Annotated in this window: 19 protein-coding genes, 1 pseudogene and 1 other annotated feature; of the genes and pseudogenes, 11 read left to right on the forward strand and 9 right to left on the reverse strand. The window is 36.1% G+C overall.

The features are described 5' to 3' along the window. Positions 1-665: 665 nt before the first annotated feature. Positions 666-884: a hypothetical protein gene (locus HNP81_RS11530; protein WP_034300987.1), complete on the reverse strand. Its 219-nt coding sequence runs from the start codon at positions 882-884 to the stop codon at positions 666-668. Between the two features lie 472 nt (positions 885-1,356). On the opposite strand from HNP81_RS11530, the gene HNP81_RS11535 reads away from it, so the two are divergent. Then, on the forward strand, positions 1,357-1,605 hold the full coding sequence (locus HNP81_RS11535) for a hypothetical protein (protein WP_182502719.1): 249 nt from the start codon (positions 1,357-1,359) through the stop codon (positions 1,603-1,605). Between the two features lie 600 nt (positions 1,606-2,205). Here HNP81_RS11535 and HNP81_RS11540 read toward each other — a convergent pair. Further along, the gene (locus tag HNP81_RS11540) at positions 2,206-2,346 is read right to left on the reverse strand and encodes a hypothetical protein (RefSeq protein WP_182502720.1); all 141 of its coding nucleotides are present in this window, start codon (positions 2,344-2,346) and stop codon (positions 2,206-2,208) included. A gap of 241 nt (positions 2,347-2,587) precedes the next feature. Beyond that, positions 2,588-2,826: a binding site (T-box leader), on the forward strand. 68 nt (positions 2,827-2,894) lie between these two features. On the opposite strand from HNP81_RS11540, the pseudogene HNP81_RS11545 reads away from it, so the two are divergent. Continuing rightward, a pseudogene (locus tag HNP81_RS11545) lies at positions 2,895-4,447 on the forward strand (2-isopropylmalate synthase). 238 nt (positions 4,448-4,685) lie between these two features. Here the strand turns inward: HNP81_RS11545 and HNP81_RS11550 are convergent. Next, a complete protein-coding gene (locus HNP81_RS11550; protein WP_246399325.1) occupies positions 4,686-5,693 on the reverse strand; it encodes a YeiH family protein in 1,008 nt (335 codons plus the stop codon). 145 nt (positions 5,694-5,838) lie between these two features. Here HNP81_RS11550 and HNP81_RS11555 point away from each other — a divergent pair, with 145 nt between their 5' ends. Then, positions 5,839-6,750, forward strand: coding sequence for a LysR family transcriptional regulator (locus HNP81_RS11555; protein ID WP_182502722.1), 912 nt, complete (start codon positions 5,839-5,841; stop codon positions 6,748-6,750). A gap of 235 nt (positions 6,751-6,985) precedes the next feature. Here the strand turns inward: HNP81_RS11555 and HNP81_RS24625 are convergent, their stop codons facing one another. Further along, entirely contained in the window at positions 6,986-7,084 is a 99-nt protein-coding gene (locus tag HNP81_RS24625; protein ID WP_182502723.1) for a phage holin family protein, read from the reverse strand. A 323-nt stretch (positions 7,085-7,407) separates the two neighbouring features. Here HNP81_RS24625 and HNP81_RS11565 point away from each other — a divergent pair, with 323 nt between their 5' ends. The 4 genes from HNP81_RS11565 to HNP81_RS11580 all read left to right on the forward strand — a co-directional run bounded on the left by HNP81_RS11565 (position 7,408) and on the right by HNP81_RS11580 (position 12,930). Further along, a complete protein-coding gene (locus tag HNP81_RS11565; protein ID WP_028391279.1) occupies positions 7,408-8,658 on the forward strand; it encodes an MFS transporter in 1,251 nt (416 codons plus the stop codon). A gap of 212 nt (positions 8,659-8,870) precedes the next feature. Beyond that, entirely contained in the window at positions 8,871-9,353 is a 483-nt protein-coding gene (locus tag HNP81_RS11570) for a MarR family winged helix-turn-helix transcriptional regulator (protein ID WP_028391278.1), read from the forward strand. Beyond that, a complete protein-coding gene (locus HNP81_RS11575) occupies positions 9,350-11,074 on the forward strand; it encodes an ABC transporter ATP-binding protein (RefSeq protein ID WP_182502724.1) in 1,725 nt (574 codons plus the stop codon). The genes HNP81_RS11570 and HNP81_RS11575 overlap by 4 nt, the downstream gene beginning before the upstream one ends. Next, positions 11,071-12,930 carry an ABC transporter ATP-binding protein gene (locus HNP81_RS11580; RefSeq protein WP_182502725.1) on the forward strand — a complete coding sequence of 620 codons (1,860 nt, stop codon included), beginning with the start codon at positions 11,071-11,073 and terminating at the stop codon, positions 12,928-12,930. The genes HNP81_RS11575 and HNP81_RS11580 overlap by 4 nt, the downstream gene beginning before the upstream one ends. A 206-nt stretch (positions 12,931-13,136) precedes the next feature. Here the strand turns inward: HNP81_RS11580 and HNP81_RS11585 are convergent, their stop codons facing one another. The 3 genes from HNP81_RS11585 to HNP81_RS11595 are packed head-to-tail and all read right to left on the reverse strand — an operon-like array spanning position 13,137 to position 15,392. Beyond that, positions 13,137-14,183, reverse strand: a complete 1,047-nt coding sequence (locus HNP81_RS11585) for an alpha/beta fold hydrolase (RefSeq protein ID WP_182502726.1) — start codon at positions 14,181-14,183, stop codon at positions 13,137-13,139. Further along, positions 14,177-14,605 carry a hypothetical protein gene (locus HNP81_RS11590; RefSeq protein WP_182502727.1) on the reverse strand — a complete coding sequence of 143 codons (429 nt, stop codon included), beginning with the start codon at positions 14,603-14,605 and terminating at the stop codon, positions 14,177-14,179. The genes HNP81_RS11585 and HNP81_RS11590 overlap by 7 nt, the downstream gene beginning before the upstream one ends. Positions 14,606-14,624: 19 nt before the next feature. Next, positions 14,625-15,392 (reverse strand): SDR family oxidoreductase, encoded by a 768-nt coding sequence (locus HNP81_RS11595; protein ID WP_028391274.1) that lies wholly within the window; start codon positions 15,390-15,392, stop codon positions 14,625-14,627. A gap of 326 nt (positions 15,393-15,718) precedes the next feature. Here HNP81_RS11595 and HNP81_RS11600 point away from each other — a divergent pair, with 326 nt between their 5' ends. Together HNP81_RS11600 and HNP81_RS11605 are read left to right on the forward strand one after the other, a co-directional pair. Next, positions 15,719-16,111: a thiol-disulfide oxidoreductase DCC family protein gene (locus tag HNP81_RS11600; RefSeq protein ID WP_182502791.1), complete on the forward strand. Its 393-nt coding sequence runs from the start codon at positions 15,719-15,721 to the stop codon at positions 16,109-16,111. Positions 16,112-16,627: 516 nt separating this feature from the next. Then, a complete protein-coding gene (locus HNP81_RS11605) occupies positions 16,628-18,748 on the forward strand; it encodes an ATP-dependent Clp protease ATP-binding subunit (RefSeq protein WP_182502728.1) in 2,121 nt (706 codons plus the stop codon). 120 nt (positions 18,749-18,868) lie between these two features. Here HNP81_RS11605 and HNP81_RS11610 read toward each other — a convergent pair whose 3' ends face one another. Continuing rightward, positions 18,869-19,987, reverse strand: a complete 1,119-nt coding sequence (locus HNP81_RS11610; RefSeq protein ID WP_182502729.1) for an NAD(P)/FAD-dependent oxidoreductase — start codon at positions 19,985-19,987, stop codon at positions 18,869-18,871. A 158-nt stretch (positions 19,988-20,145) separates the two neighbouring features. On the opposite strand from HNP81_RS11610, the gene HNP81_RS11615 reads away from it, so the two are divergent. Further along, positions 20,146-20,748, forward strand: a complete 603-nt coding sequence (locus tag HNP81_RS11615; RefSeq protein ID WP_028391270.1) for a hypothetical protein — start codon at positions 20,146-20,148, stop codon at positions 20,746-20,748. A gap of 219 nt (positions 20,749-20,967) precedes the next feature. On the opposite strand, the gene HNP81_RS11620 is transcribed toward HNP81_RS11615, so the two are convergent. Next, positions 20,968-21,612, reverse strand: a complete 645-nt coding sequence (locus tag HNP81_RS11620; RefSeq protein WP_182502730.1) for a YczE/YyaS/YitT family protein — start codon at positions 21,610-21,612, stop codon at positions 20,968-20,970. 389 nt (positions 21,613-22,001) lie between these two features. Between HNP81_RS11620 and HNP81_RS11625 the strand changes: the two genes are divergently transcribed. After that, positions 22,002-22,631, forward strand: a complete 630-nt coding sequence (locus HNP81_RS11625; RefSeq protein WP_182502731.1) for a flavodoxin family protein — start codon at positions 22,002-22,004, stop codon at positions 22,629-22,631. The last annotated feature ends 30 nt before the right edge of the window (positions 22,632-22,661 follow it).

Consider the following 22,661-nt stretch of genomic DNA (forward strand, 5'->3'; position numbering starts at 1 on the left):
TTTGATTATTATGTAACAGGGACATGAAAACTAAGACTTAGAGCTTAGTGAAATTACTTTTCAAGGTCATGTTTAGAATTTCCTCTTTCTTGTATCGTTAATGGTGTTATATGTAAGGTGTGTTAATTATTAATATTTGCATTTTTTATTCAGTAGGAAAGTTTATATTGGTTAGATACAGTGAAACTTTCCAAGAGTTACTGCTCAGAGGTAAAGTTTGCGCTCAAAGGATGTGGGTCACACAGACGAAAGACTAAAGGACGCGGCGCACTTAGGCTGTGATTCATTGAACCTTAGTAACTTTAGTTCGTACTTCTGTCGATTGATCTAAGCGAAAGTAGTTTAGGACTAACAATCAGTGGGGGACGTAGAACCCCCACTGGTGTAAGCTTCACTTTTTTTAAACATGATACGTTGAATCAGCCAGAATAAGTTTTTAAACAAACAACTATTGGCGCACCATTATTGTAAACATAAGACATTCATCTCATTTTTTTGATAATGCTTTATACTTGCTAGGACCAAAAGCCTTCGAAATCAAAATAATGTTGTCCCAAAATGGTTAGGATATCACAATCTACGCCTATTACTAACACGATCAATAAACTGGAAAATGTAGATGTCGGGTTTAAGCCATTCGGAATTAGGACAACTGCGATATTACTTTATTCTGATTTTTGTGTGATTAATGCACTATGAACTTGACTAACAGCTGTTTGGGCTTGAGCGATTTCATTCGCAGCTTGTTTGATTGCTTCCTCAGCTAAGGTTGGATCTGAAGCAGACTTTTCGATTGCTTGACTTAATAATGTTTGAGTAAGAGTAACATTTGCTTTAGCTTGGTTAAGTTGATTCACATCAATTGGTTGATTATTTGGGCTCATTCTAATCCTCTCCTATTCAAATTGAAATACCTTTATAGCTTGACCTAGCTTAATTGTTTTATTGGTGGGAAAAAATTCTATTTTACATTTGATTAAGTGATACTTAAATCAATGGGGAGCTTAAAAGGAAATACGGTCGTCATTCATTTGTTTTAAAAAATCTTATTGATGTTGTAAAACAAAATTCTTAAAAAATAATTTTTTGACAAGGTTAAGACTGAAAATACACATATTTTCTTAGCATAACTGAATGTTGAAAATGGTCGCTATTTTTATTATAAATTCTCAATTCTTGCAAGTATTTCACTCATAACTTTTTTATACGTGTTAATATTACTGCCTCGCCGCATACAATTTGGGCGGTTTACCAGATTTTTTTGTGCTTTGAAGGCTGCTAGGTATGAACTATTTTGGTATATAAAAGGAAGATAGAAGGTAATTTGAAACTATAGTAAATTGTGGTGCATTTAACATGATAGAAAGGTTTATCTCCTATCTCCTATTTACTGATACAGGAACGAATTTATCGAAGCTTATTAAACTATTTACAACGCAGCCATTTAATCATGTTACAATCTCATTCGAAGCTGAATTAAGTGAAATTTTCAGTTTTGGTCGTAAAAAACATAATAATCCTTTTATCGGAGGATTTGTAAGGGAAGAAATAGCAGTAGGATTATTTAAGAATGCTAAATGTGAAATATATAGTTATAAAATTTGATGGGTAAAGTGAAACAAATTGAAGCTGAGAAAGAAATTTATAAATATAATTTACTAGGCTTTTTTTCTAATCTACTAAATACAAATTGAGAACAGTGAAAATATTTTTCTCTGTTCTCAATTTGTAGCAACGATATTAAATGAAAAAAACATGTAATTGATAAATCACAAATATGGTGACACCGCAAAATTTATTGGCTCTGAAAAGACTTCAATTAGTATATAAAGGAGAACTTCATTTTTTTCCATATCAGACTGATGAAATAGAGGTGGAAAACGATTTAGAATTAAGTTTAAACGATATCAATTGTCATACAGCTGATTTTAGCTAAATTAGCGGGGGAAGTCTGTCTATAGAAAGACTTTCCCGCTTATTGCGCTTTGTAAATCATGGCATACTATGTATGTCATATATCAATCTTTTACTTATTAAGACGAGAGCTGGTACATTACGATATTAAGTTAGTCGGCGTACTAGTCTGTGTTCATTCATTCGATTTTGTGTGTTGCTTTATTAATTGTGAGATTGCGACTTAGCGACAGGAGAACGGGACTACCTAACAGGAAGGATGAGAAAAATCCACCGATTTGAAATAGTACTTTATTGAGAATTTTCATCCTTTTGCTCTGAAGGTTCTTCTGTTGGATCTGGTTCATTTTCGTCCACACCATTACAACCGTATAAGAAGCCCATAGATAAAATGGTGGACATTAATGCAAGAATATATTTTTTCTTTTTCATTTTTACTCCTCCTTTATTATTTTTACGTTACCCTGTAATAAGTAAATTTAATCAAAATAATTTTCGCTATATTTCATTTTTGTTAAAAAAAATAAGGTTCGTAAACCGATCTTATTAAGATAGGTTTCTATACCAAGACAGTTGTCGATAACCCCTAAATCAGCGAATAATATTTATTTTCTGATAATTTATTCTTTACCACTTAATTTTATCAAGTTAGAATTATGTAAAACTAAATAATCTATAAGCAATGATTGGAAATAGTAAAAGATTGAATAAGCTTACAGAGAGCCGATGGGTGGTGAAAATCGGCAGTTATTTGCCTTTGAACTCGTCTATGAGCTACTCCGTGAACTAATAGTAGGGGATGTCGGTTTTCTACCGTTATTAGGATAGGTGGTAAACGCCACCGAATTGAGTGGGTTAATTATGTGAATTAATCAATTAGAGTGGTACCGCGAGCAAAGCCTCGTCTCTATAGTTTCTATAGAGGCGAGGCTTTTTTATACTTTATTATTGATTAGGAGTGAATTTGAAATGACAAGAAAATTTGGGTGTTTGATACGACTTTACGGGATGGTGAGCAAGTTCCTGGAGCAAAACTTAATTTGTATGAAAAACTCGAAGTAGCACGTCAATTAAGGAAACTACAAGTCGATATTATTGAGGCTGGTTTCCCTGCATCTTCAGTTGGTGATTTTAATGCTGTGAAAGAAATTGCAACGAAAGTGGGAAATACAGATGATATCATGATCACAGCGTTAGCACGAGCGGTAAAAGCAGATATTGACTCTGTTTATAATGTGTGAAATATGCTGAAAAACCATTAATTCATATGGTGCTTGGAACTTCAGATATTCATGTAGAGAAAAAATTCGGTAAATCCAAAAATCAAATTTTAGACATTGGTGTGGAAGCTGTGAATTATGCAAAAACACTACTCCCTGATGTGCAATATTCTACAGAAGATGCGTCTCGATCAGATTTTGAGTAATTATGGACAACAATTGAAGCTGTTGTGAAAGCGGGAGCTACGATTATTAATGTACCTGACACAGTTGGTTATGCCGTTCCTGAAGAGTTTGGTGAGTTAATTTTCAAATTAAATGACCGCTTGAAAAATCTAAATGATAAGGCACTTTTAAGTGTACATTGTCACAATGACCTTGGAATGGCAACTTCAAACACGAGGGCAGCTATTAAAAATGGCGCTGATAAAGTTGAATGTACAATTAATGGCATTGGTGAACGTGCAGGTAATGCTGCACTAGAAGAGGTTGTAATGGCTCTTAATACGCGCCAAGCATTCTATAACGTTCACTCAAACATCAATACGAAAGAAATAATGAATACATCAAAACTTGTCAGTAGTTTAATGGGGCTTGATGTTCAAGTAAATAAAGCGATTACAGGTGATAATGCCTTTGCACATTCTTCTGGTATCCATCAAGATGGGGTGTTGAAGTCAAGAGATGCTTATAAGATTATTAGCCCGACAGAAGTCGGTTTAACCGATATGGAACTCGTGTTAACGGCTCGTTCTGGTCGTCATGCAGTGAAAAACGCACTTGGAAAATTAGGCTTTAATCAATTAACAGATCCACAATTTGAAGATATAATTACTCATTTTCTTGAGTTAGCAGATGTTAAAAAAGAAGTGTATAACCATGATTTATATGTCATAACCGAAAACTATTACTCCAAACATGATATGAATAATCAGGATATCAAATATTATAGCGACAATTTCTATGAACTAATTGACCTCCAAGTAATTAGTAATCCAATATTTCCATCGGCGAGTGTGAAAATTAAGAAGGGAAATCAAATTTTTAAGAGTAGCACTGTTGGTTCTGGACCTATTGATGCATTATATTCATCGATTAAAGAAATCATTGATTTAGATATTAAATTATTAGAATACAAAATTAGTAGAGTATCACGAGGGAAAGAAGCGCTAGGTAAAGTTAAGTTACAAGTGGATTATAAAGGAGAAAAATACATCGCCAAAGCAACAGATACAGATGTGATTAAAGCAAGTGCTTTAGCTTATATTAATGTCGTAAACAGTAATATTGTTGGAAACTTACTTCCAGTTTAACTAGATAGTGGCTATTCAATAAGCGTTCCATTCGTGGGGGATTCCATCATCCCCACGAAAAGTTAGTCCAGTTCGATTGTCGCATGACGTAGTTTGTAACAGTGTATCACAGCTTAGTACCTCAGACGGGCTATGAGCCGAAACTTGATTTGGCACGTATTCACCTATAAGTTTCATCGATTCCTTCTATAAGCCTTATAATGGAGGGTACGGCCCATTATTGTAGGATATATTGGTATCATATTAGAAAATATGCTAAAAGACTAAGACAAATTGAAGTTATTAACATGGCAATCAATGGTCTTAACGCTTTTGTGCGAAGATCACGAAGACTCACATTTAGGCCTAGACCTACCATGGCCGCGGTTAAACACCAAGTAGTCAAATTAGAGATTCCACTCAAAATTCCTTCAGTAATAGGGATATAACCACCGAGGGCATAGCTACCGAATAAACTCATAAGGATGAAACCGATTAAGAACCATGGGAATTCAATTTTATTTTCTGGTGAGTTATGATCCGGATATTTTCGTTTCATAAAATACATGAATATAAAGCATAACGGAACGAGCAGGAACACACGACCTAATTTCGCTAGTAAGCCGATAGCAAGCGCATCTTCCCCGCCAGGTGCTGTAGCTAAGGCAACATGGGCGATTTCGTGTAAGCTAATACCAGACCAAATTCCATATTCAATAGCAGTTAGTGGTAAAATTGGACGGAGTATGGTGTAAACAATTGCAAAAATCGTCCCAACTAGTGCAATAATTCCTACTCCAATTGCTGTATCTTCATCTTTTGATTTGACAATAGGAGCAATCGCAGCGATGGCAGCCGCACCGCAAACGCCAGTCCCAACTCCTAAAAGTAAAGAAATGTTTTTATCAGCCTTAAATACTTTAGCAAGCCATATTGTTAAAAGGATTGCAAAAATAATAACGCAAGCATCTCGAATTATCAGTCCAATCCCATCTTGTAAAACCGTATTGATATTTAATTTCAATCCGTACAAAATAATAGCTAAGCGTAGTAGCCTCTTTGATGAGAACGCAATTCCAGCTCGGATTGCTTCTGGATAACCAAATACTTGCCGATAAAAAACCGCAATCACAATTGCAGATGCTAGCAGACCAACCTGTTGAAACCCTGGCACCTTAGCTAATAAGAAGCCAAGGAAAGCGATAAAAAAGGTGAAGGCAATTCCACCAATCCAGATTAAGGTTGCAGCTTTTCGTTTAGGTTCCATTTGTTCATGTACTTTTACTCTTTCTGTTTCCAATTCCTCACCTCCAAAAATGTACCTCATTGTTAAGATAATTCAAATATGATGATAAGGAAAATAATTATATATGATATAAATAATAAGTAATACTTATAGTAGGAGGGGGATTATGGACCAACACTTACTCGTATTTGTAACAGTAGTGGAAAATGGTAACTTTTCACGTGCTGCTGAGAAATTACATATGACTCAACCAGCCGTAAGTCAGTACATCCAATTATTAGAACGTTCTTATGGTGCGAAGCTACTCGATCGCAGTAATAAATATGTTCGGTTAAATAAAGCGGGTGAAATTGTCTATTATCATGCAAAGGAAATATTAGGCCTTTATTCGAAAATGCAAGATTTAATTGATGATTTGTCTAATCTAGCAAGCGGGCAGCTATCAATTGGTGCGAGCTATACTTTTGGGGAATATGTTCTTCCGCATTTTGTTGCCAAATTGCAAGAACAGTATCCTCTCATAAAGCCTAGTATTACAATTGGCAATACAAAGGAGATAGCGGAGTTGGTACTTAGAAACCAACTGGATGTTGGAATTATCGAAGGAGATTTCAAGAATACACAACTTTCCATTGATGCATTTGCGGAAGATAGAATGTTTGTAGTTGCTTCTTCTCATCACCGTTTGGCCCAACGAGATAATGAGGCTGAAATTTCCGAACTGGAAAAAGAAAGATGGATCGTCCGCGAAATAGGATCTGGAACGAGGGAAGCAGTAGAAAAAGTGTTTCATTCTATGTCGATTTCCCCTAATGACATCATGGAATTCGGGAGTACCCAATTGATAAAAGAATCGGTTGAATCAGGACTAGGTATTACTCTCTTGTCTCATTTAACGATTCGAAAGGAAATATCTATGGGGCTATTAAAAGTTGTTCAAGTAAAAGGCACGCCGTTTAAAAGAAAATTTTCAATTGTATTGCGAACATCTTTTAAAACAAAAGCATTAGAAGTGTTTATCAATCTGTTAAAAGAAAAATACTTAATCGACGATCATATAAAGATGGAAGGGAATTGAAATACTAATGATTAGAATAAATAATATTATTATTAAAATTCAACTTTAGCCGATGAAAGAGTGATGTTTATTAATAGGGTGTGCTCTTCTAAATCTAGGTGAAATTATAACGGATATTACCCAAAAAGATATATGATAAGGTGAGATTTATGAAATGCATGCAAACTCCATATTTACTCACGTTAAATTAAGGTAGAAATAATTATCACTTCTAGAAAAAATGATTACTTTTTATTTAACCATCTGAATTTCTTTTGAGAATTTTTACGGCATTTTTAATGACATTAGGAATCGGCATGTTTAATCGACCTGCATTCTCAATAATGGATATCAATTATTGAGAATATGGAGGTAAAGGTAAAATAAAATACATCCTTAAGCTAAAATTTTTTAACTAAGTCTTGATTTATCGGTGTGTAGCAATTACTATAAAAGTAACAAAAAAATGGAAGGGTGACCTTGAAACAATGATCAATTAATCCTATTTATTAAGAAAAATTCGTTAGACATACGATCTTTTTTTCTGGATAGGATTAGCCTGTACATTATTACATACAAGCCAATAAGATCATTGTGTTCCTTCCATTAGGGATATTATGCCATTTTGTCATTGTATTGTACTGCCTCCTGTCCAGATCATTAACAGGAGGTTTTATTTTGGAAAATAACATTTCATCGGACACATCACCTAAATTGTTTAGCAACCGCGTGTTTCAAGCTATTATCGTTTCGGGTCTATTTTTACAAATAGGAATTTGGGTAAGGAATTTTGCGGTACTATTGTTTGTCATGGAGCAGACAAATGGTGATCCATTTGCAGTTTCCATGATTTCGGTAGCGGAATTCGCTCCTATTTTTATTTTTTCATTTATTGGCGGTACATTTGCTGACCGCTGGAACCCGAAAAAAACAATGGTGTGGTGCGACATTTTAAGTGCTATTTCTGTATTTGCTGTTTTAATCACGCTTATATTCGGAACTTGGCAAGTTGTGTTTTTTGTAACTTTAATCTCAGCGATTCTATCACAATTTTCACAGCCCTCAGGAATGAAGTTATTTAAATTACATTTGCCAGAAGACCAAGTTCAAGCTGGGATGTCGGTCTATCAAACAATATTTGCTGTATTTATGGTATTAGGACCTGTTATTGGGACATTTACTTTTCAATCCTTTGGTATAGAGATATCAATTATGATAACAGGATTGGCATTTTTACTTTCAGCAGGTGCACTCGCTTTTCTTCCAAAAGATTACAAAGTAGCAGAGGTAGAAGGAACAACAACATTATGGCAAGAAATGAAGAGCGGTGTTAAATATGTTCTGAATAAAAAGGAATTAAGCTTGTTAGGATTATGTTTCTTAGCTGCAGGACTTGGATTAGGTTTTATCCATCCCCTGTCGATTTTCCTTGTAACTGAACAACTCGGCTTACCAAAGGAAAATCTTCAATGGTTATTTATGGTCAACGGTATAGGCATGATATTAGGTGGAGCCGTTGTCATGATTTTCGCTAAAACAGTAACTCCTCAACGACTCATCACCTTTGGGATGCTTGTAAATGCGATAGGTTTAGCGGTCATGGGATTATCAACAAATTTTTGGCTTACGTTAACAGCTGAATTTGTTAATGGGTTAATGCTTCCTTGTATTCAGATAGGTATTAATACGATGATTTTGCAAAAAACGGAAGGTGCATATATTGGTAGGGTCAACGGAATCTTAATGCCTCTATTTACTGGTTCGATGGTATTAACAATGAGTATGGCTGGAATCGTCAAAGAGAAATTCTCATTAGTTGCTACTTTTGAAGTAGCCGCAGTCTTATTTATTATCGGCATGTTTTTCATTTTGCCATTATACAATCAGAAAACGGAAGTAAAACCAGAGAAACTTATCTCCCAAGATTAGTCTTTTTTAAATAGAAAGACATGGGCTGTCTCTGTAGTTGGTAAATAAACTAACTACTGGGACAGCTCTTTTCATTTTATTAGCTGTAAATATTACCTGAATGAATCAACTTTATTTTATATAAACTGATTGACTTAACTTAAAAAGAGGAGTAAATTTTAATAGTTCGAAAATGAACTGTTCATAAATATAAGAAAATTGGTGATGTAAGAATGGAAAATGAAAATCAACAATTCATGCGTTCAGTACAGGTCATGCGTTCATTTTGGAACGTGCAGAAAAATATCATGCGATTTGTTCAAAAGACAGCGGTTGAGAATGGATTATCAGTGCCGCAATATTCAATTTTGATAAGCATTGCACCTCTTAAGGAAATGACGCAAAAAACTCTTGGTGAGTTAACCTTCCTTCCGAAAAGCACACTGAGCCAAGCAGTTGATGGACTTGTTCAAGCAGGTTGGTTGTATCGCAAGCAAGTAGAAGGCAACCGAAGAGAGATACAACTTACTCTAAGTGACAAAGGTGAAACATTTTTAAAAACAATTCATCGAAAAGAAGGTGGAATTCATCAAGTTTTTCAAGCGGCAATTGAAATACTGACTGAAAAACAGGTTGAAGAACTACTTAAATCACATCTTCAAATTACAAATTATTTAGAAGAGCAGGCAAGAGTAGAAGGAGAGGGTTTGAAATGATTAAAATCCTGAAAAATCTAACCGTTTATAAGTGGATTGTATTAGTGGTAATCGGACTTGTCTTTGTTCAATCAATGTCTGATCTTTATTTACCAACACTAATGGCGGATATTATCGACAAAGGAGTTGTTGTTGGTAAAACTCCTTATATTTGGAAAATCGGTGGTTTAATGATGCTTGTAGCTGCGTTAGGCGCAATTGCCTCCGTATTTGCAAGTTATTATTCAGCAAAAGCAGCAATGGGACTTGGACGCGATCTTCGCCGGAAAGTCTTTAACAAAGTTGAACAATTTTCACTACAGGAATTTGACGAAATAGGTACTGCTTCGTTAATTACACGAACAACCAATGACATTACACAAGTTCAACAAGTGGTCATTATGATGCTCCGTATGGTTATCAGTGCACCGATTATGTTAGTTGGTGGAATTATTATGGCTGTTTCCAAAGATGCAAAATTATCACTTGTTATTGTCGTTACTATGCCTGTTTTAGTCGGTTCAATATTATTGATACTTTATAAAGGGATGCCGCTATTTCAAAAAGTACAAAAACGATTAGACCGATTGAATCTTGTTGTCCGAGAAAACCTAACTGGGATTCGTGTTATTCGTGCGTTTAATCGTGAAACTGAAGAGAAAGTACGTTTGACTCAAGCGAATAAAGAGTTGACAGATGTATCGATTAAAGTAAATAAAGTCATGGCATTTATGATGCCTGTGATGATGCTTGTTATGAATATAACGGTTGTCGCAATTATTTGGTTCGGTGGTATTCGCATTGATAACGGTGGAATGCAGATTGGCGACCTGATGGCATTTATTCAATATGTTATGCAAATTATGTTTGCACTTATAATGGCGTCAATGATGTTCATCATGGTTCCACGTGCTGCTGTGTCGGCAAAGCGGATTAACGAAGTACTCGACATGAAACCGGTCATTTTAGATGAAGGAACACAAAAAGCTTATCAAAAACGTGGAACACTTGAATTTGAGCAAGTGACTTTTAGTTATCCAGGAGCAGAAGAACCTGCATTATCGAACATTAGTTTTAGCGCACGTCCTGGTGAGATTACTGCAATTATCGGTGGAACAGGTTCAGGGAAATCAACCCTCGTTAATTTAATCCCACGCTTTTATGATATTTCGAGTGGAACAATTCGCGTCAATGGTGTTGATATACGTGAAGTACCACAAGAAGAAGTTCGTTCGAAAATTGGTTTTGTACCACAAAAAGCAGTCCTCTTTACAGGTACGATTGCTGATAATATTCGCTTTGGTAAAGAAAACGCAACACAGGATGAAATCGAACACGCAGCTCGGATTGCGCAAGCGGAAGATTTTATTTGTAAAATGAAAGACGGTTATCAATCAAAAATCGAACAAGGTGGTCAGAACGTCTCCGGTGGACAAAAACAACGCTTGTCGATTGCAAGAGCCCTTGTTAGAAAGCCTGATCTTTATATATTCGATGATAGTTTTTCCGCCCTTGATTATAAGACTGACGCAATGCTTCGAGCGGCACTAAAAAATGAAACAGAAGATGCGACAGTATTACTTGTTGCCCAACGTGTTAGTACGGTCGTAGACGCAGATCAAATTATCGTATTAGATAACGGCCAAATTGCAGGAAAAGGCACTCATCAAGAGTTGCTACAAACAAATGATGTATACCGAGAAATTGTCGAATCTCAGCTTTCAGAGGAGGAGATTGCATGAGTAAACATAAAAAACCTCAAGGTGGCGGACCGATGGGACATGGTCCAGGCGGCGGCAATATGATGATGATGGGACAAAAAGCAAAGGATTTTAAAGGAACACTTAAACGTCTATTATTGTATTTAAAACCTCGAAGTACTCAATTGATCGCTGTTTTCATTGCAGCAATTTTAAGTACGATCTTTATGATTGTTGGACCTAAAATTATGGGAATAGCGATTACAGAATTGTTTGAAGGAGCCTTTCAAAAGTTTCAAGGCGTACCGGGAGCATCTATTAATTTTGATAAAATCGGGCATATACTACTCCTATTAGCAGGGCTATATGTTTTTAGTAGCCTGTTTAATTACTTGCAGCAGTATATTATGTCTAGTGTTGCTCAAAAGACAGTGTACGATCTTAGAGAAGATGTCAATAAAAAGCTTGAGAAACTTCCACTAAAATATTTTGATGGACGTCCGAACGGGGAAACGCTCAGCCGAGTCACAAATGACATCGATACGGTCGGAAGCACACTTCAGCAAAGTTTGACACAATTCATCACATCAATTGTAACGATTATTGGGATTATTATAATGATGCTGTCAATTAGTCCAATTTTAACGTTGATTGCAATTGTAAGCTTACCGATTTCCATTTTTGCAATTCGACCGATTTTAAAAAGATCGCAGAAACATTTTGCTGATCAACAACGAACACTCGGACAATTAAATGGACATATTGAAGAAATGTATACGGGGCATCAAGTTGTTAAAGCGTTTGGACATGAGAAAAAGGCTGGTGCCCAATTTGATACAGTTAATGAAGAATTATATGAAGCAGGGCGAAAAGCTCAATTCATTTCTGGTATTATCATGCCAATGATGTTTTTTATCGGGAATCTAAGTTATGTATTAATTAGTGTAGTCGGTGGGATTTTAGTGACACAACGTGCAATTTCAATCGGTGACATTCAAGCATTTATCACCTATTCACGTCAGTTCACCCAGCCTCTCACTCAAACAGCTAACATTGCAAACATTATTCAGTCAACAGTTGCTGCTGCTGAACGTGTATTTGAACTGCTCGACGAAGAAGAAGAGGTGAACGAAAGTGCGACAGCTCATTTAACGAAGGCAAAGGGTGCTGTCACTTTCGAACACGTTGACTTTGGATATGACGAAGAATTATTAATAAAAAATATGAATGTTAATGTTTTACCTGGGCAAACGGTCGCTATCGTTGGACCAACCGGTGCTGGAAAAACGACGATGATTAATCTTTTAATGCGTTTTTATGAACTAAACGGTGGAAAGATTATGATTGATGGTCTAGATATCACGAAAATGTCTCGGAATGCACTTAGAAAAACTTTTGGCATGGTGCTTCAAGACACTTGGCTTTTTAAGGGAACGATTAAAGATAATATCGCGTACGGAAAAAGCGGTGCAACTGAAGCTGAAATATTAGCTGCTGCTCGTTCATCCTATGCGGATCATTTTATCCGTACGCTTCCAGACGGTTATGAGACAGTTTTAAATGAAGAGGGTTCAAACATTTCGCAAGGACAAAAGCAACTTCTGACAATCGCAAGAGCAATTCTAGCAGATCCACCAATCATGATACTTGATGAAGCGACATCAAGTGTAGATACGCGAACGGAAGTCTATATTCAACAAGCAATGAACAGATTGATGGAGGGACGGACTAGTTTTGTTATTGCTCATCGTCTTTCAACGATTAAAGATGCTGATTTGATTCTTGTAATGGACCAAGGAAAAGTAATAGAACAAGGAACGCATAAAGAACTATTAGCGACAAATGGTTTTTATGCTGAGCTTTATAACAGTCAGTTTTCTGAAAAAGAAGTAGGCTAAATAGCAAGAAGGAAGCTGCCCCAATCGAAAAGTACAGATCGACATTCGTTAGAATATGGAAACAGATTAGTCCTTCAATCGCTAAAGTTCCATGATTAAAATGAAGGGATAGCTTACTTCAGAATTAAACGGGAATCAATTAATAATGAAAAGTGACTAAAAGCTAAAAACCAAGAGAAGCCAGAAAAAGTCTGGCTTCTCTTTTTTCACTGACTAATCGATCCTGATCGCTCCGGTAGCCATTCTTTATAATAAGCGGGAAGTGTATCATCGTAAAGCATCTGAGCATGGCCACTTTCTAATAGATGTAATGTTTTATCAGGACTTGAAACGGCACCCATAATCGGTGATATCATTGCATTAGGCACGAGGCGGTCATTTTGACTTGCAATGACTAATAAATTCGCTTTTATTCTATTTAGTTTTGCTTTTTTTCCTCTAATTTTAAGCGTTCCTTTAATCAATTTGTTGTCTATGATTAGATCATGCGTCATCTGCTTTACCGCACCTGACGTTAGGGGGATATAATCATTTGTCCAAGCATTAAAGCGACGCCACCATTTCACATATTCTTCATCGTCTGCCCGATATAATAAAGACAATAAAGGGGATATATAAACGGGAGAAGTCATAAGTCGCAAACCAGACTTAACTGCATTAGCTGGTACAATTTGAAATACATCCAATATCTCATCAAATGAGACTTTTCCTTCACGCATTGCTTCAGACCATTGATCAAACTGGGGTACTTGTTCGAAATCGATTGGAGCAACTGTTAAGATTAAGTTTCTAATTGGCTCCTCTGCGATTGCTGCATAGATGGCAGCGAGTGTACCACCTATACAAGATCCAAGCAAGGAAATTTCTTTTGCGCCGGAATGCCTAAGAACTCGCTGTACTCCTTTTTGAATATAATCCAATATATACTCATCTATGGAAATATTTCCATCCTCATATCCAGGAATTCCGAAGTCTAGTAAATAGATGTCATATCCTTCTTTACCAAAAGCCCCTATCAAACTATTACCAGGACCCAAATCAAAGATATAAGGACGATTTATTATTGAATAAATGATAAGAATTGGTATATTGTATCGTTTTTTCTTAGCTGGATAATGCCATAATGTTGCCTTATTCTTTTTCCAAACGGCTATTCTTGGAGTCATCATCATTTCTGGCATTTCTTGGTTTTTAATGTCTAGGAAACTTTGTAATTTTGATGATTTTTTAGGGTCTGTTTTACGCTTTACCACTTAAACTTCCCCGTCTCATTTGCGTTATTTCCAGATGAGAGGTAAGTTTGTAAAATCTTTATTAATCGTTTTCTTCTTTCACTTGGTGATGTTGTAGGATTAGCCATGTTAATTTGTGGGTTTTTTTGAAACAGGGTAGCCAATGTTTCGTCTAATTTATCGAGTTTTTCTTCAAGTTGAACGGTCATTTTAGCAATATTGGCAATATCTCTTTTTGTTGGAAAATTAAGAGCGACGGACAACATTTCTATATTGTCTTGGTTTCTTTTAATTTGCGGGGCAATTTGATTAGAGTATAAACTTGCGAGTTCGATGATTTCTTTTTTATTCAATGAATCTTGAATTTTCTTATTAATCTTTCGTTCTGCATTGGTTCCATGTTTCTTCAATTCATAAAAAACATCTCGTTTTATAGCCATCATAATCTTCCTTTCCTTTAGTTTACACGAGTGCTGAAATGCCACCATCGACAACCAATATATGTCCAATCATATAATCAGATGCTCTTGATGCTAGAAATATGGCAGCACCTTTTAGATCCTCTTGATTACCGAAACGTCCTGCTGGCATATTCCCAAGAATATCAAAATTTGTTTGCTCAATAATTTTTTGTGTGATTTTAGTAGGGAAGAAACCAGGTGCAATCGCATTTACTTGAATACCATGTCTTGCAAGTTTAACGCCTAAGTCTTTCGTAAAGGTAATCACCGCACCTTTACTTGTGTTATAAGCAATCGTGTCTAATAATTCAGGGGCAGTACCTCCAAATCCATTCACAGAGGCTATATTAATAATTTTTCCAGAATGCTGTTTGATCATGACTGCTGCGACTGCTTGAGAAAATAAGAAGGTCCCTGTTATGTTAACGTCCATTACTTTTTGCCATTGATGTTCTTTCAGATCAAGCACAGGTGATACCCAAGATGTACCGCTATTGTTCACTAAAATATCGATTGAACCAAACTCGGCAACAGTTTCACTTACTACATGATCAATATCGGCTTTTTTTGTAATATCACATTGAAAAGCTAGCACTTTGACACCGATTTTACTAAGTTCTTCTTTGGCAGCCTCACACGCCGTAATGTCGCGAGAGGCAATTACGATATTGGCACCAGCTTCAGCTAGAGCACTCGCAATCTGTAACCCAAGACCGCGTCCTCCCCCTGTAATAATAGCTGATTTTCCAGTTAAATCGAATCGATTCATCTATAAACCTCCAATCCTCCAATCCTTTGCCTTTCTTAATAGTATAGACAAGCACACCCCTACGCGTGCGTATAAATGACCATCTGACCCCCGCCCGTTTTTACATCTGGAAATATGTAGTAAGAACTTGATACAAAGGTAGTAGATGACTTTACGCTCTTAAAGATAGATACACATCTGTTGCAATTAGTGTAGTGAAAGGCTAATGTTAAAGAACATAGAAGCCAAATATACATCAGTGTTGCACAGAGAATTTCAGATAAAGAGAAATGAAAGAAACCTCTTTGATCCAAAACAAAATCATATCAATGATTGAAGGTGAGAATATGAAGGGGATCGTTTTGTTTGATGGGGAATGTAATTTTTGTGATAAGAGTGTGCAGTTCATTATCAAACGTGATCCTAAAGGGTATTATAATTTCGCATCTCTCCAAAGTAATATAGGGCAAGAGCTTTTAAAAAAATACAAACTTTATTCAAACTTGGAAAGCTTTTTCCTAATTGAACATGATAAAGCCTATGAAAAGTCCACAGCTGCACTTAGAATTACCAAAAACTTAAGCGGATATTGGAAACTTCTTTACCCTCTAATACTTGTTCCTGTACCATTCAGGAATTGGTTATATAGGATTATCGCGAAAAATAGATATAAATGGTTCGGTAAAAAAGATCAATGTGTCATACCTTCCCCAGAAATTAGGAAGCGATTTATAGATTAAAGCGAAGGAAAAAGCAGACTAACCTGCTTTTTTTTATTGATTAATGTATTTAAAGTAAACTTCGTTAGTTTTTTTACATTTTCTGCATATGTCTTTAAACGTAAACTTATCTAAAACAGCATATCCTTTGTTTACTAATTTTCTTATTTATTCAGGATATTTCTAAAGCTAAATACGATGAAAGCAATCATGTTTACATAATCAAGTATTGGGGAACTTGGATAATGATTAAGTTAGATTCTGAACGATTCAGATCATCTTTAAGGTAAAAGAATTCGGTCCCTCTAAACAACCTCAAATTTTTAACTACTAATAAACAGCTAATGTCGTAATTCCACCCCACACACCATTATTTACAGCAATGTCCTAAAAAAATATGTTTTTCATTATTATTTAGTCCTTTTTTATAATCCAAACTTTCATAAGCAAAAATATTGAAAGTCAAAGAAGGTCAATGTATAATAAGGTCAAAGATAGTCAAAGTCAATAATTGAATTTGTAAAGGAGGAGTACAGTATGTACTGTGAAATTTGTCAAGATAAACAAGCTAATATTCAAGTTCATATGATTGTTAATGGTCAACAGCATGATATGAAATTGTGCTCCACTTGCTATAAAAAAGAGACTAGTAAGTTAACAGCAATGAATGGAGGAATGACTCCGTTTGAACCAGATTTTTTTAAAGCATTCAATCAAACTGAAAATCATATAAATGGTCACAATCAAACTTCAAAGCAAACAGCACCAAAAGGTGGAGGTATACTTGAAGAGTATGGTCGAAACTTAACAGATGCTGCAAAGGCAGGCATCATTGACCCAGTCATTGGCCGGAAAGATGAAGTGGAGCGAGTTATTGAAATATTAAATCGGCGGAACAAAAACAACCCTGTACTGATCGGGGAACCAGGTGTTGGTAAAACGGCGATTGCGGAAGGATTAGCTTTAAAAATTGCAGAAGGAGATGTACCGGTAAAATTACGAACAAAAGAAGTGTATATGCTTGATGTTGCTTCGCTTGTATCTAACACTGGCATACGTGGGCAATTCGAGGAACGGATGAAACAGCTGATTTCTGAATTACAGAATAGAAAAAATGTCATCTTATTTATTGATGAAATTCACCAAATTGTCGGAGCAGGCTCTGCGGAAGGATCAATGGATGCTGGAAATATATTAAAACCAGCTCTAGCACGTGGAGAACTTCAACTAGTAGGCGCAACAACATTAACTGAATATCGAAAAATAGAGAAAGATGGAGCGCTTGAACGTCGTTTTCAACCTGTATCGGTAAATGAACCCAGTGTCACTGATACGATCACGATTTTACACGGAATAAAAGCAAATTATGAAAAATATCATGACGTTGAATATAGCGAAGCAGCTCTTAAAGCAGCGGCTACACTTTCACATCGATATATTCAAGACCGTTTCCTGCCCGATAAAGCGATAGATTTAATGGATGAAGCAGGTTCGAAATTGAATTTAAAGATAGAAGCAAGAGATCAAGAGACTATTCAATCCCGTTTGATACAAATTTTTCAAGAAAAAGAACAAGCACTAAAAGAAGAAAACTATGAACTAGCTGCTAAGTTGCGAGACGAGGAAGATAAATTAGATAAACTGTTAAATCGAGAAAATATAGAAAAACCAATTGTGACGGTTGAAAATATTCAAGAAATTATCGAACGAAAAACAGGCATTCCTGTTGGGAAGTTACAAGAAGATGAACATAAAAAAATGCTGCATCTTCAAGAAGAATTGGCTAAGAAGGTCATTGGTCAGGAAGAGGCAGTGAAGAAAGTAGCTAAAGCAATCCGAAGAAGTCGAGCAGGGTTGAAATCAAAAAACCGCCCGATTGGTTCTTTCCTTTTTGTAGGTCCTACTGGAGTTGGAAAAACCGAACTGTCAAAATCACTAGCATACGAGTTATTTGGTTCTAAAGATGCGATGATTCGACTCGACATGAGCGAATTTATGGAAAAACATAGTGTATCAAAATTGATTGGTTCACCTCCTGGTTATGTAGGGCATGAAGAGGCAGGACAATTGACTGAGAAAGTTCGTCGTAAACCATATAGCATCATTCTTCTCGACGAAATTGAAAAAGCCCATCCTGATGTAATGCACATGTTTTTGCAAATTTTAGAAGATGGCCGATTAACGGATAGTCAGGGGCGAACTGTTACCTTTAAAGATACAGTCATCATTATGACAAGTAATGCTGGTGTTAGTGAAAAACGAAATGTAATGGGATTTGGAACAAGCACTGCAGTTGAGGAAGCTAGTATTCTGCATTCACTAGGTAGCTTCTTTAAACCTGAATTCCTAAATCGTTTCGACAGCATCATCGAATTCGCAACTCTAGAGAAAGCTGATCTATTACAAATTATCGAGATACTGATGCAAGAATTGTTTGTAACTATTCAAGCTCAAGATCTTACATTAGAAGTAACAGAGGAAGCGAAAGAAAAACTGGTTGAACTCGGATATCATCCAGCTTACGGTGCACGTCCTCTACGCAGAGTGATTCAAGAACAATTAGAAGATAGGATAGCAGACTTCATATTTGAACAACCTAGAGTAAAAAACTTTAAAGCAATTGTAGAAGATAATCAAATAAAAATTATTGCAAGATAAACAGCGAACGAGGCTGTCCCATAACGAAAGGGTAGACCATACATCTACTATGACACAATAAGTGGTTATAGAGAGTGAGGTTAGTTCCTTTGGGACTGCCTCGTTTTTGAATGCAAGAAATCAGTCTTTTATCGCACTGCTAACATCATAATGCTCTAATTCAATATCCAATGGCAATCCGAGTACAAGCTTTGCTATTTGGAATCCAATATAAGGTCCCATCGTTAGCCCTGAAGCTCCGAGACCATTTGCAACTATTAATCCATCCCAGCCAGGCATCGGTCCAATTATCGGCAGGAATCCAGGGGTAAACGGACGGAAACCGACCCGACCTTCTAAAAATGTACTATTCGCTAAACCAGGTGCTGTATCCAAAGCCTTATCAAGCACTTCCTGTAATCCGCCTGCTGTCAAGCGTAAATCAAACCAATCTGTGTTTTCATGTGTAGCACCTACGACAATCTTCTCGTTGTCAAATGCAAGCATATATTGGTCAGTTGGTGGCATAATGACAGGCCAAGCACTTGTATCTGTCTCTGGGAGTGCTAAATGGATAATTTGTGCTTTTTGAAAGCTTACTTGAAAGTTAATCCCTAGAGGCTCTAACAATTGGTTGGCCCATGCTCCAGCACAGACAATCACTTTACTTGCTTCGATTTTCTCATTATTTACTTGAACTCCAATAACTCGTTTTCCGTTAAATTGAAGGACTGCATTTCCAGAAATAAGTTTCGCTCCTCTTTTTTGTGCTGCCCGAAGCAATGAATCTCGTAACGAACGGCCATCTACTCTAGCCGCACCGCTTACATGTAGAGAAGAATATTCTTCTGATAGCGGGGGGAAAAGGCGAATGGTTTCTTGTTCAGTTAGTTTCTCGATTTCTCCGATTTCAGGTGCATCTTCTTTTCGTTTCAGAGCACGTATCTCCATGGCATTAATTTTTTCTTGCTCCTTATGTATACTTAAAGCTCCAACGCGTGCATAACCGGTTTCTGTTTCACCGTCTTTTTCAAGGTCGTCAATTAACTCCGGATAGAAACATGCACCTGACTTCGCAAGCTGGTACCATGCTTTATTCCGCCGTTGCGATAGCCAAGGGCAAACAATCCCTGCCGCAGCATCTGTCGCTTGACCAGCATCCTTGCGATCGATAATGACAACTTCCGAACCCATTTTAGAAAGTTGATAAGCGGTCGAAGCTCCAAGAATTCCCGCTCCAACGATAATAAACTTTTGCATACAAAACATCCTTTTCTTTCAAATTCCATTGCATCATTATAACGTATTTACAAGCCAACTTCATATTATTCCTTTGATAAAAACAATACAATTCCGTTATTCGTATAAAGTATTGTATAATCAGATGCAAAGCTTTAGTGATATTAGGAGGATATATTTTGATAAAAACCAAATTGAAACAATATATAACAGACGAATTGAGCAAGGGAGCTACAAACAAAATTGAATTATACAAAGAAGAAAAAGAATATGCTGAAACAAATCAACTAATTGATCCGCAAATAATCATTATTGAAGAGAAAAATGAAGCGTTACGTTTTGCTGACATATATATCGAGAGAAGCGATAAAGAAACGGAAGAACTCATATCAGAAGAAAATAGTGCTTTCTTAGATCAATCTATTATATTTTTGAAAACAAATCGGAATGAATTTATGTACGTTGAAGCTGATTCGTTTGATATTATTGGAGTAGAAGCTGTTTCTCTTGAACTTGATGATGTTTTTGGTACATACGACGTGATGCTTGGTTTAAAACAGCAGAAAAAAACGGGTCCCGTAATTAAAGAATTATTGGCAAAACAGCTTGGTGAGTCAGCATCCTTCAATTTACTATTTAATCAAGGGGAAGGCATGTGGGATCTGAATTTTTCATTAAATGATCTCGCTGGTTTTAAAGAGGAACTTTCCATCAGAGAAGTTCTTCAACTTATTTACCGTTTCTTATTTACATTAGTTGAAGAAGTTGAAATTGCAAAGTAAAAAATTTCGCAGTGTTGTTTGGGTATGTTACGTCCAAATAGGCAAAATCATGTAGTAGAGGTAATGTTAAGAACGCGACAATAAAAAGAACCAGCCCTTTATTTGAGCTGGTTCTTTAAAATTAGGCTAAGGAAAAGCTCATTGTTGATGTTGGCACTAGGTTGATTGTAGCGAAAGCCTGAAATGGAAATCAACAGGCAAGTTTAACAAAGTCTAAAATTAAAAAGGTACTTCAACCTGTTCTTTCCGTTTTCGATCTATAGTATCTATCAAAGTACGGATGGTTTTCATAGAAAATTGAAATACAGGGCTTTGAATAAACGTATAAATAAATGTCATAACAAATACTGGCCCTCCCAAAATAAACCCAATGATTAGAACTAAAGTTTCTACTACAATCCTTGCGCGACTAACAGACAAGCCAGTTTTATCAGACACCGAAAGCATAAATCCATCCCGCGGACCTGCTCCAAAACTGCAAGCTACATACATCCCTCCGCCAATCCCAGTGATTGTAACTCCAGACAACAGAATTAGCAGATTTAACCAAAAATGCTCCGTTGCATGGGGGAGAATATCAAGCCATAAGAAAAAGTCAAAGATCGGGCCTATCAGTAATGCATTTAAGAATGTACCGACATTAATGTATCTTCTGTCAACAAGAAAGACAACAATTACTAGCATCAGACCACAAATTACATTCCAAGTTCCAATCGTCAAGCCAAACCTTTGGAACATGGCAACATTAAGAACTTCCCAAGGATGCAAACCAAGAAATTTCACATTGACTGCGATTGCATTACCTAAACCAAATAATATTAAGCCTAGAAAAAAAATAAAATAGCGAAAAAGCTTTAAACCCATTCTCTCACCTCTAACTTATATATATCCATTACTTTAGAACAGTAGAAAGGAAAGGACAAGTAATAATTGGAATTATTTCCAAAATAATTGTCCTATAAATAAGAATTTTGTGATAATATACCTTTTATTAGTGTGATAAATATAAGTTATTGCTTTGAAAAATTGAGTATTAAAGTTTGAGAAGTTAATTTCCTATTATCCAAGACATAAAAGATTGTAAAGTCCCACTTTATCTACTGCAACATCTTTGTATAGCAAAGTCTTTATTCAAAAATTCAATGGAGAAATTCCAGTCTTTAAGTCGCGAAAATGTCAATAGTCTAGCAACATACCACTTAACCTTTGATAGGGAAGAAAGGAGGTAACACAATCTTAAGGAGTTGGGCTTTGTGACATTAAAAGCACTTGTACTAAATTGTACATTGAAAAAAAGTTCGAAAAAGTCGAATACATTTGCATTGGTTGAAGAAGTGACAACTTATTTCAAAGGTAAAGATGTTGAAACAGAAATCTTGACACTTGCTGATTTTAAGATTGGCTATGGGATTACACATGAAGCAGTTGATGCCGACGACCAATGGCCAGAAATTTACGAAAAAGTAAAGATGGCAGATATCTTAATTATCGCTTCCCCCATATGGCTTGGAGAACAGAGCAGTATTGCAACGAAGGCAATTGAAAGATTATATGGGGGGAGCAGTTTAACAAATAATAAAGGACAATATCTTTATTATAATAAAGTTGGTGGAGTGATTGTTACCGGGAATGAAGATGGTGCAAAGCATGTTTCAAGATCGGTTATTTATGCACTTTCCCATATAGGTTTTACAATTCCACCTAATGTAGACACATACTGGGTAGGAGAAGCTGGACCAGGACCATCATTCATCGAAGCAAAAGGAGAACAAAATAAATTTACGAGGCAGCATGCGAAAATCATGGCTTATAATCTTTACCATTTTGCAAATCTGTTAAAAGAACAACCGATTCCTGTTGAGGGTAATGTGATTGAAGAATAAGGGTTACATATCATAAAGAGAGCAGACCAT

It is taken from the genome of Peribacillus huizhouensis (assembly GCF_014138605.1).
Taxonomy (GTDB): domain Bacteria; phylum Bacillota; class Bacilli; order Bacillales; family DSM-1321; genus Peribacillus; species Peribacillus huizhouensis.